Consider the following 14,176-nt stretch of genomic DNA (forward strand, 5'->3'; position numbering starts at 1 on the left):
CTTGTTAAATTAAAAATAAAAGATAAAATTATAACATAAATTAATATCTCAAGGTAAGTTTTATGTTGAAAAATAATTTTAGAGAAAAATCAAAAAAACTTTTAAAAGAACACATAAAATTTAAATTTAAAAGAGATTTTCAAGTCTTTAAAGAATGTTTAAAAATAATTAAAAAAAATAAAGCAAAAAAAATTTTGCTCTTTATCCCTTTAAAATATGAACCCAATTTATTCAAATTTAGGAGATTATTGAGTAAAAATTGCGAACTTTTTGTCCCATTTATGCAAGATAAAAGCTTGAAAATAGTAAAATTGAGACTACCTTTAAAAAAGAAAAAATATGAAGTTTTTGAACCAAATGATTCCTTTTTTAAAGTAAAAAAAATTGATCTAGCTATCATTCCTGTTATAGCTGTGGATAAAAATTTAAAAAGAATTGGTCATGGAAAAGGTTTTTATGATAGATTTTTTTATGATTTAAACTATAAACCTTTAACTATTTTTGTTCAAAGTGTTAATATGTTTAATAATAAAAACATTACTGATTTCTATGATATACAAGGAGATTTTTATATAAATCCTTATAAAAAATACTATAGGAAAGAAATAATAAATGATAACAATAATTGCAGTTTTTACAACCTTAATAGGACTTGGATTAGGATATTTAGTTGCTAAAAAAATTAATGAAGCCAAACACGAAATTTTTATCGAACAAGCAAAGGCAAAAGCAAAAGCTATTGAATATGAAGCTGAACTTATACTAAAAGATGCTAAAAATTCTATACTTAATGCTGAATTAGAAATTAAGAAAAAATATGATGATAAAGCTCATAAATTACAACAAGAACTACAATGCAAATTTGAAGAAATTCATAAAAAAGAACAACAAATTAAAATCGAAATGGAAAAAATAAAAAAGGACGAAGAAGAATTGAATAAAAATCAAAAAATCATAGAAGATCTTCATTGTGATAATTTAAAATTAAAAAATCAATACCAAAATAAAATTGATGAAGTAATCAATATTTTAGAACACTCATCAGGTCTTACAAAAGATGAGGCTAAAAAAATTATTCTAGAAAAAGTTGAAGAAAAATCTCGCAATGAAATAGCTCATATAGTAAGAAAATATGAAGAAGAAGCTAAAAATGAGGCTAAAAGAAAAGCAAACTATATCATAGCTCAAGCCACTTCACGTTTTGCTGGAGAATTTGCTGCAGAGAGGCTTATTAATGTAGTAAATATTAAAAATGATGAACTCAAAGGACGCATCATAGGCAAAGAAGGACGCAATGTTAAAAGTTTAGAAATGGTTTTAGGGGTTGATATTATTATAGATGATACACCAGGTGCTATTATAATTAGCTGTTTTAATCTTTATCGCCGTGCCATTGCTACAAAAGTAATAGAACTTTTAGTTGAAGATGGGAGAATTCAGCCTGCACGTATTGAAGAAATCTATGAAAAAGTTTGTAAAGAATTTGAAAATTCCATTTTAGAAGAAGGACAAATTATAGCTATGGATTTAGGCCTTGATAAACTACATCCTGAAATTTTAAAACTTATTGGAAAATTAAAATATCGTGCTAGTTATGGTCAAAATGCATTAGCTCATTCTTTAGAAGTTGCACATCTTGCAGGAATTATCGCAGCTGAATGTGGCGGGGATGAAAAACTAGCTAAACGCGCTGGAATTTTACACGATATAGGAAAAGCACTCACACACGACTTTGAAGGTTCTCACGTTGATCTAGGAGCCGAACTTTGCAAACGCTATAAAGAGCATCCTGTTGTAATTAATGCCATTTATGCACACCACGGTCACGAAGAAGCTACAAGTATAGAAGCAGCAGCAGTTTGTACTGCTGATACTTTAAGTGCTGCAAGACCTGGTGCAAGAAGAGAAGTCCTAGAAGCTTTTCTAAAAAGAGTAAACGAACTTGAAGAAATAGCCAAAAATAAAGAAGGGATTAAAAATGCTTATGCGATTAATGCAGGAAGAGAAATTAGAGTAATAGCCAATGCAAAGCTAATCAATGATGATCAAGCTGTACTTTTAGCCAAAGAAATTGCTAATGAAATTGAAGATAAGCTTCAATATCCTGGTGAGGTTAAGGTTAATGTAATACGCGAATTAAGAGCAATTGAATATGCAAGGTAAGATTTTATGCAAGATATGATTGATACTTTACTTCGTTATGGTTATATTGTTTTATTCTTTTATTCTTTAGGTGGAGGGATGGTTGGAATTCTTGCTGCTGGAGTTTTGTGTTCCCAAGGCAAGCTTGATTTATATTTGTGCATAAGTATTGCTTTTATTGGCAATACACTAGGCTCTACTTTGCTTTTTATTTTAGGAAAATATTACAAAAAAGATATTTTGCCTTATTTTAAAAATCATAAACGAAAACTGGCTTTAGCTATGATTAAAGTAAAACAATATGGGATATTTTTACTTTTTATACAAAAATATATTTATGGGATCAAAACCTTCATTCCTATAGCAGCAGGTATAGCTAGATATGGTTTTCTTAAATTTCTCATAATCAATACAATTTCAAGTTTTATTTGGGCATTATTGCTTGGATATTTAGCTTATATTTTTGGACAAAGCATTACTTTTATTTTTAATAATCTTAGCAATTATCCTTATTTAGCACCTTTATTTTTGCTTTGTTTAGTTGGAGTAATTTGGCTTTATCTTCATAATTTTTCCAAAAAATAATGCTTTTTTATAATTCTTTATTACAAAAAAATAAAGAATTATTTATCATATTTTTAATTTTTCTTAGTATTTTTTTATTTAATATTTTATTAGAATATAAAAATTATTTAAATTTTAAAGAAAATAAACATCCTTTAATTCAAGCTACTATTATTCAAATTTATCAAAAAAAGAATATAAAAAATAAAAATTATTTTGTCTTAAAATTAAAAAATAAAAATTTTACATTTTATACAACAAGTTTTAAAGATTTAAATCTCAGTAAAAATGAAAATATAGAACTTAGAATAATTACAACAAATTTAAATTTTAAAGATTATTTATCAAAGAATTTTTATGCGCCAAGTTATGGTATTCAAAGTTTAGGATTTAGCAAAAATCTAAAAATTATTGATTATTTTTTAAATCAACATAAAGATGAAAAAATTAAAGAATTTTATGGAGCTTTATTTTTTGCTTTGCCTATATCATTGGAACTTAGAACAGATATTAATTATTATGGAGTAGCACATTTAATAGCAATTAGTGGTTATCATATGGGACTTATATTTTCTTTTTTATTTTTTATCTTAAGTCCTATTTATAGCTTTTTTCAAAAAAAATATTTTCCCTATAGAAATTTAAAACTTGATTTAAGTATAATAATTTTTATTTTTTTAATCATTTATGCTTATTTAATAGGTTTAATTCCCTCTTATATACGCTCCTTAATTATGCTTTTATGGGGATTTTATTTAATTAGTAAGAATATCAAACTTATTAATTTTATAAATTTATTTCTTAGTATATGTATTTGTATAGCTTTGTTTCCTAGATTTTTATTTAGTGTTGGATTTTTATTTTCTATTCTTGGAGTTTTTTATATTTTTTTGTATTTGCATCATTTTTCAAAATATTTTAAACCTTTTATGAATGTTTTATTGCTTAATATATGGACATTTTTTGCTATGATTTTACCAGTAATGTATTTTTTTCCGCTTCTTACTTATCAACAAATTTTGGCTATTTTTATTAGTATTATTTTTATCATTTTCTACCCTTTAGTTTTATTTTTACATTTTATCAATGAAGGAGGATTATTGGATCATTATTTAATATCATTTTTTAATTTTAAGCTTTATGCAATTAATTTTCAAATTCCTTTTTTAATTTTTTTGGCTTATATTTTACTTTCTTTACTTAGCATACGTTTTAAATTATTGGCGCTTCTTTGTATTTTTCTTAATCTTTTGCCCTTCATTTTCATTTAAGTTGTAACAAATTTTTATTCCAAAAAGATAAACAATCCAAGAAATATAAATCCAAATAAAGAAAAACAAAATAGCAGAAAAAGATCCATAAACACTTTGATAAGTTTTGCTATAAATAATATAATAAACAAATAAATTTTTAATAACATACCAAATCATAGAAGTTAAAAAAGAAACAATACTTATAATTTTAGTTTTTATACTATGCAAAGAACTTGAAAAAGCAATAAAAAATAAAGCCCAAATAATAATAAAAGGTAAAAATTCAAAAAAATTAAATCCTATTTTCCATTTATCTAAAAGTTCTTGTATATAACCTGATATATAAAAACTAAAACCTAAGCCCAAAGGTATTAAAGTAAGCAAAGTCCAATATGAGCTTATACTTTGCCAAAGATTTTTTGGCTCATTTTTAGTGATACGATTAATCACAAAATCATAACCAGAAAAAAAAGCCAAAGAAGTAAAAATCATTGCTATAAAACCAAATATACCCAAATTAACACTATTTTTTAAAAAAGTATCCAAATAAGAAAAAACAATATCTTGTTGAGCAGGAATTAAAAAAGCAAAAATAACTTGTTTAGCCTTTTCATAATAGGTATTAAAACTAGAAATTCGAGTAAAAACCGAAAAACAAATAAATAAAATAGGTATTAAAGATAAAATTGTATAAAAACTTAAAGCTGCTGAATAATTTAATACTTCTTTATCTCTAAGTGCAAATAAAATTTTTAAAATTCTACTAAACATTTTTAAATTCCCATTTTAAAAGGATTTAATATATTATTTGGATCAAAAGCCTTTTTAATATTTCTCATTAAATTTATCTCAGCTTCATTAAAAGCAAGTTGCATAAAAGGTGCTTTAGAAATTCCAATGCCGTGCTCCCCACTTAATGTTCCGCCTAGTTCTATGGTAAGTTTAAAAATTTCTTCTATAGCCTTATAACCCTGCTCGATTTGAGTTAAATCATTTTTTTCAAGCATTACATTAACGTGTACATTTCCATCTCCAATATGACCAAAACAAGGAATTTTAAAATTATATTTTAAAGCAAGTTTTTCAATTCCTTCTAAAAGTTCAGCAAGTTTTGATCTAGGCACTGTTATATCCTCATTAAGTTTTAAATTTCCGTAAATTGTAATAGCTTGAGAACAATTTCTTCTTGCAAACCAAATATCACAAGCTTCTTTTTCATTTTTTGCTATTTGAAAATCTTTTGCTCCCATTTGTAAAAAAAAATCTTTCATTTGATTAAGATTTTTATTTAAATTTTCTTCTTCATTGTTATCCATTTCTATAATCAAGGCTGCATTGGCAATTAAATAATTAAGTTTAAATTTTTGCTTTAATGCCTCTATGGTTAAAAAATCTAAAAATTCCATACAAACAGGGTTAAAACCTTTTGATAAAGCTTTACATACAGAATCAATAGCCTGTTTTATATCATCAAAAAGTGCAATAGCTGTTTTTTTAAATTTAGGCAAAGGAAGCAATTTTAAAGTAAGTTCGCTTAATACCGCCAAAGTTCCTTCGCTTGCAATTAAAATTCCGGCTATATTATACCCTGCTACATCTTTGATTGTTCTTTTTCCTGCTCTTATAATTTCACCATTTGGCAAAACTGCTCTTAATGCCATTACATAATCTTTTGTTATACCATATTTAACAGCCTTCATTCCTCCAGCATTTTCACTTACATTGCCCCCTAAAGAACAAAAATGCATACTAGCAGGATCAGGGGGATAAAAAAGATTATATTTTTGTGCTTCTTTTTGTAAATTAAAATTAATAACTCCAGGTTCTACTACAGCAACTAAATTTTCAAGATCAATTTCTAAAATTTTATTCATATGTTTTTCAAAAGATAAAATAATTCCTCCATTAATTGCCAAAGCTCCACCACTAAAACCAGTTCCAGCGCCTCTTGGAACTACAATAATACGATTTTCATTACAAAATTTTAAAATTTTAGCAATATCATTTTCATCTCTTGGAAAAAGCACTCCATCAGGTAAATAATGCTTTTTTGTTGCATCATAACTATAAGCTCTTTGATGCAAAATATCAAAACAAGCATTATCATTTCCTAAAAGCTCTTTAAAATATTGTTTAAACTCTTTTTTCATTAATTTTTATAAATCCCTAATAAAGCTTTATAATATCTATAAAAATTTGTTATATCTTGTTCAGAAGTAAAAAAACCTAAAAATTTATTTTGATAACTCCCTACTCTTGAATAAAAAGGTGTTTGTATTTTTGTAGCTTTTTGTATGGATCTTTCATATAAAATGCTAAAATCTTGACAATCTACAAAAATAGCTTTTTGCTCAAGAGCAAAAATTACAATTCCTACAGCATTATTGGAGCAAAATTTTCTAAAATCAGATCTTTTAGGACTGCTTATAGAATCTCTAATTAACTGAGCTCCAAAAATATCTATATGAGTAAAATAAATTTGAGGAAAACTTTGTTCAATTTCATTGTAAATTGTTTCATTAGGCGCTATAATTAAAGCTCTATTATAAAGAAAATTTAAAATAACCTCATCATTGACTTCTGGTAAAATATTTGGCAAAGGAAGAGCTTTTTGCTCTAAAGAATCAAAAACTTTAAATTCTAATTTAGCCAAACCATTTTCCTTTGATATAACACTTGCTCTAGCAACTATACTTTTAGAATCTGCAAAATTATGCATTATAATACCTGAAGAATGGAGCGAAATTTCAGGACTATCCTTAATATATCCATAAACTCCATCAACTTTTATAAGATTTGTTTTTACAGAATTTAAATTCAAATCTGCATAAAGATTAGCAAAAAATAACATCATTATAATAATTCTTAACAAACTCATACTCCTTTAATACATTCATAATCATTTTTCATTAAGTAATTGTAAGAAAAATAAAGTAAAATATAGCTTTTAATTTTATAATATTGTTTAATTTTTAAGGTTTTTAATGAAAAAAATTTTATTTTTGTTTTTGGCTATTATTCAAGCTTTTGCTGCTGTAAGCATGGAAGAATTAACTTGGGAAAATGGCGATACCTTGCTTAAATTCCTACAAAGAAATTCAATTCCTATGTCTTTATATTATAATCTAGACAAAGAAGATCAAGAATTAGCTTCAGAAATTGCCTATAAAACAAAATATCAAATTTTAAAAGATGACAATAATAATATCGAACAAGTTTTAATCCCAATTAGCGATGATTTGCAAATTCATATTTATAAAGATTCCAATAAACAATATATTTTAACTTTTACCCCGATATTTTACAATAAAGAAAATAGAATTTTACGCTTAAATGTGAAAACATCTGCTTATCAAGATGTATACGAAGAAAGCAAAAGCTCAACTTTGGCAAGAGCTATGGTAAGAGCCTTTAGAGGAAGTATTAATTTTCGAAACATCCAAAAAGGTGATGAAATTATTTTATATTATGAACAAAAAAGAAGAATGGGAAAACTTTTTGGTGATATTACAATTAAAATGGCTCGTGTAGAAGTAAATAAAAACTCTCAAGAAATATTTTATTTTAATGAAAATTATTATGATAAAAAAGGTAAAGAAATTGACTCTTTTTTATTGGATAAGCCTGTTAATTACTTAAGAATTTCATCAAAATTTAGCACAGCAAGATATCATCCTGTATTAAAAAGATATCGCGCACATTTAGGAGTTGATTATGCAGCACCCACAGGAACCCCTGTTAAAAGTGCTGGAAATGGAGTAATTACCTTTGTTGGAACGCAAAATGGCTACGGTAATGTTGTTAAAGTACAACATTCATCTGGATATACAACACTATATGCCCATCTTAGTCGCTTTGCAAAGATTAAAAAAGGACAAAAAGTTAAACAAGGACAGGTTATTGCTTATGTAGGTTCAACTGGTATGAGCACAGGTCCTCATTTGCACTTTGGAGTTTATTTAAACAATAAAGCTATTAATCCAGAATCTATTATAAAAATTGCTAAAACTCAACTTAATAAAAAAGATTTAGATGAATTTAAAAAAGTGGTAAGTGAGTATGAAAAAAAGATGAATCTATTTATTCAGGATAGCAAAGAAAATCCTCCAAAAGAAGAAGATTTTGAAAACTATATTGAACTTGATTCAATATAGTTTTTGACTAATTTTTAAACCAAGAAGTAATTTTTTCAAAAAATCCTTTTTGCTCGTGATGCATACCATCTTTTATTCCAAAACTTTCTCCTAATTGCTCTAAAAGTTTTCTTTGTTCATCATTAAGCGTTTTTGGAAAAGTTATTGCAATTTGAACAATTTGAGATCCAAATTCATCAGAATGAATATTTTTCACCCCTTCATTTTGTAAAATAAATCTTTGCTTATCTTTAGCACCTATTGGAAGTTTTAATATAGCTTCCCCTCTTATAGTGGGAACTTTAATGCTTTCTCCTAAAATAGCCTGAGTGAAAAAAACTGGGTATTCTATATAAATATCTTCTCCATCACGGATAAAAGTATCATCTTCTTCTGCAATTATTTTTACAAGCAAATCTCCTCTTAAACCATTTTTGACAATATTGCCTTTATTAGCAACTTTTAAAGTTACACCCGTATCTACACCTTCTGGGATATTGATCTCTACCTTGTCTTTTATTTCTTCATAACCCAAACCTTTGCAATCAGGACAACGCTCACTCGCTTTTTCTCCGCTTCCTTTACAATCAGGACAAGTTTGAGCAAAAGTAATAAAACCTTGTTGAATTCCAATTTGACCTTTTCCTTTGCATTTAGGACAAGTTTGAGTTTTACCATCTTTAGCTCCACTTCCATCACATTTTTTACAAAAATTTTTATACGTAAAATCTAAAGTTTTTTTACATCCAAAAACTGCTTCTTTGAAATTTAATTGAAGATTAATAGTTAATTGAGAACTAAATTTTTCACTGTTTGCTCTTTTTTTACTTGAACGTGTAAAGCCTCCTCCAAAAAAACTTGAAAAAATATCGCTTAAATCTTCAAAATCAGCAAATCCTCCATTAAAGCCCGAAGAAGCCCCTCCAAGACCTGCTTTTCCATAGCGATCATATATTGCTCTTTTTTCGTCATTGCTTAAAACTTCATAAGCTTCATTGATTAATTTAAATTTATTTTCAGCTTCTTTATCCCCTTGATTTCTATCAGGATGATATTTTAAAGCTAATTTTCTATAAGCTTTTTTAATCGTATCTTTATTAGCACTTTGTTCTATTTCTAAAATTTCATAATAATTAATTTCCATTATATCTCCGCATTATTTGTTAAAATTTTTAAAAATAAAAAAGTAATTTACCAAGTTTTTAATATAATTTAAATAAAATTACATTAAAAATTAAGGAAAAGCAATGATTAATGTTTTAATGATAGAAGATGATCCTGATTTTGCACAATTGTTGTCTGAATATTTAGCTCAGTTTAATATAAAAATTACTAATTTTGAAAATCCACGTTTAGCTTTAGAAGCTGGGATTCAAAATTATGATTGCTTGATTTTAGATTTAACTTTACCTCAAATTGATGGTTTAGAAATTTGTAAAGAAATAAGACAAAAAAGTCATATTCCTATTATCATATCTTCAGCAAGAGGAGATTTAAGCGATAAAGTTGTAGGACTTCAAATTGGAGCTGATGATTATTTGCCAAAACCTTATGATCCAAAGGAGATGTATGCAAGAATTATCAGTCTTATCCGTCGTGCTAAAAGAATTGATAAGCAAAGTTCTACAGAAAATTTAAACTCTGCCTTTAAAATTGATGAAAAAAAGCACGAAATTACTTATAACAATCAAGTTTTAACTCTAACTCCTGCAGAATATGAAATTTTAGAATATCTTATCCAGCAAAATGGATACTCAATATCAAGGGAACAACTTGTTAGTCGTTGTAAAAATTTAAAAGATAAAGATTCTAAAAGTTTAGATGTGATTATAGGAAGATTAAGAGTCAAAATAGGAGATAGTTCAAAATCACCTAAACATATTTTTTCAGTTAGAGGAATAGGATATAAACTTATAGGATGATTAAAAATTACTCCATTAATACAAAATTAATTATTTTGTTTATTGTAACTTTCTTTTTAGTATGTGTTCTTTTTATTTTTCTTTTAAAAGTTGAAGGTAATATTTATAACAAAGAAGAAAGTTTCAAACAAGAAAATTTAATTAAAAGTTTATTGAGCAATTATAAAAATGAAGTTGATACCGATTTAAAAAAATATTTAATCAATAGTGGTTTTAATATGATTAAAAATAATCAACTTGCAAAACTCATTCGTAAAGAAGGAAAAGTTGCTTTTATGCAAGATGGAGATTATTGTAATCTTTATTCTTTGTTTTACAACAATAATCTTTATTTAGATATGCAATGTAAAAATTCATCTAATGCTTTATTTGAACAAAGTGTAAACAATAGAGTATATAATCTTTTATTGGCAGGATTTTTCTTTTTTTCTTTTTTAGTTATTTTTATGTATCTTTCTGTTTTAAAATCTTTAGAACCATTAAAAAAACTTCGTATGCAAATTGCAGAAGTTAGCAACGGAAAAAAACCTAAATTTGAAAACTATCAAGATGATGAAGTAGGAAAAATTGCTTTTGAATTTGAAAAAGCTTTTAAAAAAAATCAAGAGCTTATAGAATCAAGACAACTTTTTTTAAGAACTATTATGCACGAACTTAAAACTCCTATAGGCAAGGGAAGAATTATTACTGAAATGATTAAAGATTTTAAACAAAAAGATCGTTTAAATGATATTTTTATAAGACTTGACCTTTTAATTAACGAATTTGCAAAAATGGAAAGTTTATTTTCCAAAAATTATAATCTTAATATCACACAAAATCAATTTAGCGTGATATTAAATGAAGCTAAAATTTATCTAATGCGTGATGATTTGGATAGAGTTATTAATATAAAATTATATTCAGATCCTTTTTTAAATGTTGATCTTGAAATTTTCTCTTTAATACTAAAAAATATGCTTGATAATGCACTTAAATATTCCGATGATGGAACTTGTAAATTAGAATGCTATAAAGATTCTTTTGTAATTAAAAATCCTGGAAAAAAATTAAGTCAGCCTATTGAATACTATTTTAAAGCTTTTTCAAGAGAAAAATATGAAAAAGTTGGAGGAATGGGACTTGGTCTTTATATAGTTTATGAAGTTTGCAAGCTTCATAATTTTGAATTAATCTACAATTATGAAAAAGGGAAACACTGCTTTATGGTATTTTTTGGAGAAAAAACAAAAAATGGCAATTAAAGGCATAGAAAAATTTAACAATCTTGTAGAAAGTTTTGCATCACTTCCCACAATAGGAAAAAAAACTGCAATTCGCCTAGCTTATTATATTTGCACAAGTAATCATTTAGAAGGTATGAAACTTGCACATAATATAGAAAATGCTTTGCGCTTTATTAAACCTTGTGCACAATGTGGCGCTTTAAGCGAAAATGAACTTTGTGATATTTGTATTGATGAAAATCGTCAAAAAGATTTAATCTGTATTATACAAAGTCCTAAAGATGTCTTAATCATCGAAGAAAGCAATAGTTATAATGGATTTTATTTTGTTTTAGAAAACTTAGAAGAAGAAACCATTCAAAAACTTATTTCTATGATAAAAAAAAATAATACCAAAGAGCTTATTTTTGCTTTCACTCATAGCATAAATTCAGATACTATGATTTTTTTTATAGAAGAAAAACTAAAAAATCTAAATTTAAAATTTAGCAAAATAGCACAAGGTATCCCAAGTGGTGTAAATTTAGAAAATGTAGACTTTATTTCACTGCATCGTGCTATCAATTTTAGAACAAATATAGAAAATTAAATATTTTTAATTTTTTGTGCAATTTTTTTATTACAAATAAGGCTAAGCTCATTAAAATCTGCCTTATAAATATTTTCAAAATTTCCAAAATAATGAAGTAGTTTTTGTATATTTGCCTCACTTAAACCTAAATTAAGAAGTTTTGAGCTTTCTAAATCTTGTTTTCTTTTAATTCTTTGATGAAAACTTATAGCAAAACGATGTGCTTCATCTCTTAATTTTTGCAAAAATTGCAACTTTTTATCATCAATGCTTAAAGAAAATTCTCCTTTTATAGAATGAATTTTATCTTTTGCTCCGCCTTTTGCTCTATGAGATTTAAAATCAATCTTTTCTTTTGAAATAGCTAGAATATCAATATTTACTCCACTACTTTCAACTATAGCTTTTGCTAAATCAAGCAAAGTTTTTCCTCCATCAATCAACCATAAATCAGGTGGTGGATTTTTATCAAAATCTTTTGCTCTTCTTGTTAATACTTCTTTCATTTGTTCATAATCATTTTTATAATGAAGATGAAATCTTTTATATTTTTGCTTATCCCATCCATCTTGCTTATAACAAACCATAGCTCCTACTATAGCTGAACCTTGCAAATGAGAATTATCAAATACTTCTATACAATTTGGAAAATTCTCGAGCTCAAAATATATTTTTAATTCATTTAAAATTTCAAAAGAATTATTTTTCTTATAAGAATTTATATTAATTAAAGCATTTTGATATGCTAAATTACAAATTTTCCTTTTTTCGCCTATTTTTGGATTTTTTATACTAATTTTTTTTGAAAATCTTTTGCAAAGCAATTCTTCAAGAAGTTTTAAATCTTCAAATTCTTCATAAACATAAATTTGGTTTGAAATAATAGGTATATCATTGCTAAAATTTTCCAAAATAAATTGTTTATAAATTCCATTTTTATCAAACATATCATCTTTTAGAATAACTACTTTATGATTTGATCCAATTACTTTACCATTTTGAATTACAAAACGCAAAAGAGAAAGCAAGTTATTTTCATAAGCGATAGCAAAAACTTCAAAATCTTCTAATTTTGCAAGATCAATTTGTATTTTAGTTTCTAAATCTTTAATAGTAACAATTTGATCTCTAATCTTAGCGGCTTCTTCATAATTTTCATTTTGAGCTAAATATAACATTTGTTTTTCTAAATTTTTAACCAAAATACTAGGATTTAATAAAGCATTAGTCGCCTCATTTAAAATTTTTTCATATTCATTTTTTGAAATCAAATTAGCACAAGGAGCTTTGCAGCGACTAATCTGATAAAAAAGACAAGGGCTTTTACAAGAATTCTTTTGTCTTAAAGGATAATAATAATAAAGAGCATTTAAAAGTTCTTTCACGCCCTTAAAAAAAGGTCCAAAATATTTAATTTTATTTTTTTTAATTAATTTTCTCGTGCTTTGAAATCTTGGAAATTCTTCATTAAAATCTACATAAATATAAGGATAAGTTTTATCATCTCTTAGCAAAATATTATATTTTGGATGAAGTTGTTTGATAAAAGAATTCTCTAAAATCAAAGCATCAGCTTCTGAATTTGTGGTTATAAATTCTAAATGTATGGCTTCTTTAATCATTTTTTGAATTCTTAATGAATTTCTAGGATTTGGAGCAAAAAAAGGTGTAAAAGTAAAATAAGATCTTACACGATTTTTTAAATTTTTAGCTTTCCCTACATATAAAAGTTTGCCATTTTTATCAAAATACTGATAAATTCCTGGGCTTTTGGGTAAAGTTTTTAACTCGTCATAAATCATTGATTTTTGCTCTTAATTCTTCAAATTGTGTATATAATTTTTTATTTTTAAAAGGATTTTTAAATTGAGCTTTTGAAAGTTCAATATAAGATGTTTTTTTTTCATCTTGTATAAAATTTTGTTTTTCCCTATAACGCTGAGAAAAAATTTTGATAGTATTGACTTTATCAAATGGAGTATTTAAAAATCTTTTTGTAAAAATTTTTATAAGAACTTTAATATTATTTTTGGTATCATCATTGTTTAAATCTTGATATCCAACGGAATGAAAAGTAACAATATTTAAAATATTGTTATGAATAAAGATTTTTGAAATTAAATGCTGATGCTTTAGATCCATTAGTTTTAAAAATTCTTTATAGAGGATAAAATTTTTTAAGGGTTTATAATGATGAAGGCTTATCATATCATTTATAATAACATTAACACTTTTAATTTTCTTCATAAAATAATTTTAACATTTTTTTTCTTAATATTTTTAAGTGCTTGTGGTTATAAAGATAATCCTGAGTATATAAGCTATGATCAAAATAAATCTATTAAAAGTATTAAAAAATATGAAA

At 25.6% G+C, this 14,176-nt stretch carries 14 protein-coding genes; 8 read left to right on the forward strand and 6 right to left on the reverse strand.

Annotation, left to right across the window (positions count from 1 at the left end; genetic code table 11):
* Nucleotides 1–62 precede the first annotated feature (62 nt).
* From GQV94_RS03260 to GQV94_RS03275, 4 genes are read left to right on the forward strand one after another with little or no spacing between them, the layout of a single operon-like run.
* Nucleotides 63–677: a 5-formyltetrahydrofolate cyclo-ligase gene (locus GQV94_RS03260; protein WP_200169526.1), complete on the forward strand. Its 615-nt coding sequence runs from the start codon at nucleotides 63–65 to the stop codon at nucleotides 675–677.
* On the forward strand, nucleotides 613–2,163 hold the full coding sequence (gene rny / locus GQV94_RS03265; RefSeq protein ID WP_200169527.1) for a ribonuclease Y: 1,551 nt from the start codon (nucleotides 613–615) through the stop codon (nucleotides 2,161–2,163). Before GQV94_RS03260 ends, rny begins: the two co-directional genes overlap by 65 nt.
* A 6-nt stretch (nucleotides 2,164–2,169) precedes the next feature.
* Entirely contained in the window at nucleotides 2,170–2,727 is a 558-nt protein-coding gene (locus GQV94_RS03270; protein ID WP_200169528.1) for a DedA family protein, read from the forward strand.
* On the forward strand, nucleotides 2,727–3,977 hold the full coding sequence (locus GQV94_RS03275; RefSeq protein WP_200169529.1) for a ComEC/Rec2 family competence protein: 1,251 nt from the start codon (nucleotides 2,727–2,729) through the stop codon (nucleotides 3,975–3,977). Before GQV94_RS03270 ends, GQV94_RS03275 begins: the two co-directional genes overlap by 1 nt.
* On the opposite strand, the gene GQV94_RS03280 is transcribed toward GQV94_RS03275, so the two are convergent.
* From GQV94_RS03280 to GQV94_RS03290, 3 genes are read right to left on the reverse strand one after another with little or no spacing between them, the layout of a single operon-like run.
* Entirely contained in the window at nucleotides 3,924–4,730 is an 807-nt protein-coding gene (locus GQV94_RS03280; RefSeq protein ID WP_200169530.1) for a YihY/virulence factor BrkB family protein, read from the reverse strand. The two genes, GQV94_RS03275 and GQV94_RS03280, sit on opposite strands and share 54 nt — an antisense overlap.
* 2 nt (nucleotides 4,731–4,732) lie before the next feature.
* The gene (locus tag GQV94_RS03285; RefSeq protein WP_200169531.1) at nucleotides 4,733–6,109 is read right to left on the reverse strand and encodes an FAD-linked oxidase C-terminal domain-containing protein; all 1,377 of its coding nucleotides are present in this window, start codon (nucleotides 6,107–6,109) and stop codon (nucleotides 4,733–4,735) included.
* Nucleotides 6,109–6,810, reverse strand: a complete 702-nt coding sequence (locus tag GQV94_RS03290) for a plasminogen-binding N-terminal domain-containing protein (protein WP_200169552.1) — start codon at nucleotides 6,808–6,810, stop codon at nucleotides 6,109–6,111. Before GQV94_RS03290 ends, GQV94_RS03285 begins: the two co-directional genes overlap by 1 nt.
* Nucleotides 6,811–6,943: 133 nt before the next feature.
* On the opposite strand from GQV94_RS03290, the gene GQV94_RS03295 reads away from it, so the two are divergent.
* The gene (locus GQV94_RS03295) at nucleotides 6,944–8,113 is read left to right on the forward strand and encodes a M23 family metallopeptidase (protein ID WP_200169532.1); all 1,170 of its coding nucleotides are present in this window, start codon (nucleotides 6,944–6,946) and stop codon (nucleotides 8,111–8,113) included.
* Between the two features lie 7 nt (nucleotides 8,114–8,120).
* Here the strand turns inward: GQV94_RS03295 and dnaJ are convergent, their stop codons facing one another.
* Complete coding sequence (dnaJ, locus tag GQV94_RS03300; RefSeq protein WP_200169533.1) at nucleotides 8,121–9,236, reverse strand: molecular chaperone DnaJ; 1,116 nt, start codon at nucleotides 9,234–9,236, stop codon at nucleotides 8,121–8,123.
* A 103-nt stretch (nucleotides 9,237–9,339) separates the two neighbouring features.
* On the opposite strand from dnaJ, the gene GQV94_RS03305 reads away from it, so the two are divergent.
* The 3 genes from GQV94_RS03305 to recR are packed head-to-tail and all read left to right on the forward strand — an operon-like array spanning nucleotide 9,340 to nucleotide 11,829.
* Nucleotides 9,340–10,014, forward strand: a complete 675-nt coding sequence (locus tag GQV94_RS03305) for a response regulator transcription factor (RefSeq protein ID WP_200169534.1) — start codon at nucleotides 9,340–9,342, stop codon at nucleotides 10,012–10,014.
* On the forward strand, nucleotides 10,011–11,258 hold the full coding sequence (locus tag GQV94_RS03310; RefSeq protein ID WP_200169535.1) for an ArsS family sensor histidine kinase: 1,248 nt from the start codon (nucleotides 10,011–10,013) through the stop codon (nucleotides 11,256–11,258). Before GQV94_RS03305 ends, GQV94_RS03310 begins: the two co-directional genes overlap by 4 nt.
* The gene (recR, locus tag GQV94_RS03315) at nucleotides 11,248–11,829 is read left to right on the forward strand and encodes a recombination mediator RecR (protein WP_200169553.1); all 582 of its coding nucleotides are present in this window, start codon (nucleotides 11,248–11,250) and stop codon (nucleotides 11,827–11,829) included. Before GQV94_RS03310 ends, recR begins: the two co-directional genes overlap by 11 nt.
* Here the strand turns inward: recR and uvrC are convergent.
* The gene (uvrC, locus tag GQV94_RS03320; RefSeq protein ID WP_200169536.1) at nucleotides 11,826–13,613 is read right to left on the reverse strand and encodes an excinuclease ABC subunit UvrC; all 1,788 of its coding nucleotides are present in this window, start codon (nucleotides 13,611–13,613) and stop codon (nucleotides 11,826–11,828) included. The two genes, recR and uvrC, sit on opposite strands and share 4 nt — an antisense overlap.
* Entirely contained in the window at nucleotides 13,603–14,058 is a 456-nt protein-coding gene (locus GQV94_RS03325) for a hypothetical protein (protein WP_200169537.1), read from the reverse strand. The genes uvrC and GQV94_RS03325 overlap by 11 nt, the downstream gene beginning before the upstream one ends.
* Nucleotides 14,059–14,176: the final 118 nt, after the last annotated feature.

Source organism: Campylobacter sp. TTU_617 (assembly GCF_016599045.1).
In the GTDB taxonomy this organism is placed as follows: Bacteria; Campylobacterota; Campylobacteria; order Campylobacterales; family Campylobacteraceae; genus Campylobacter_D.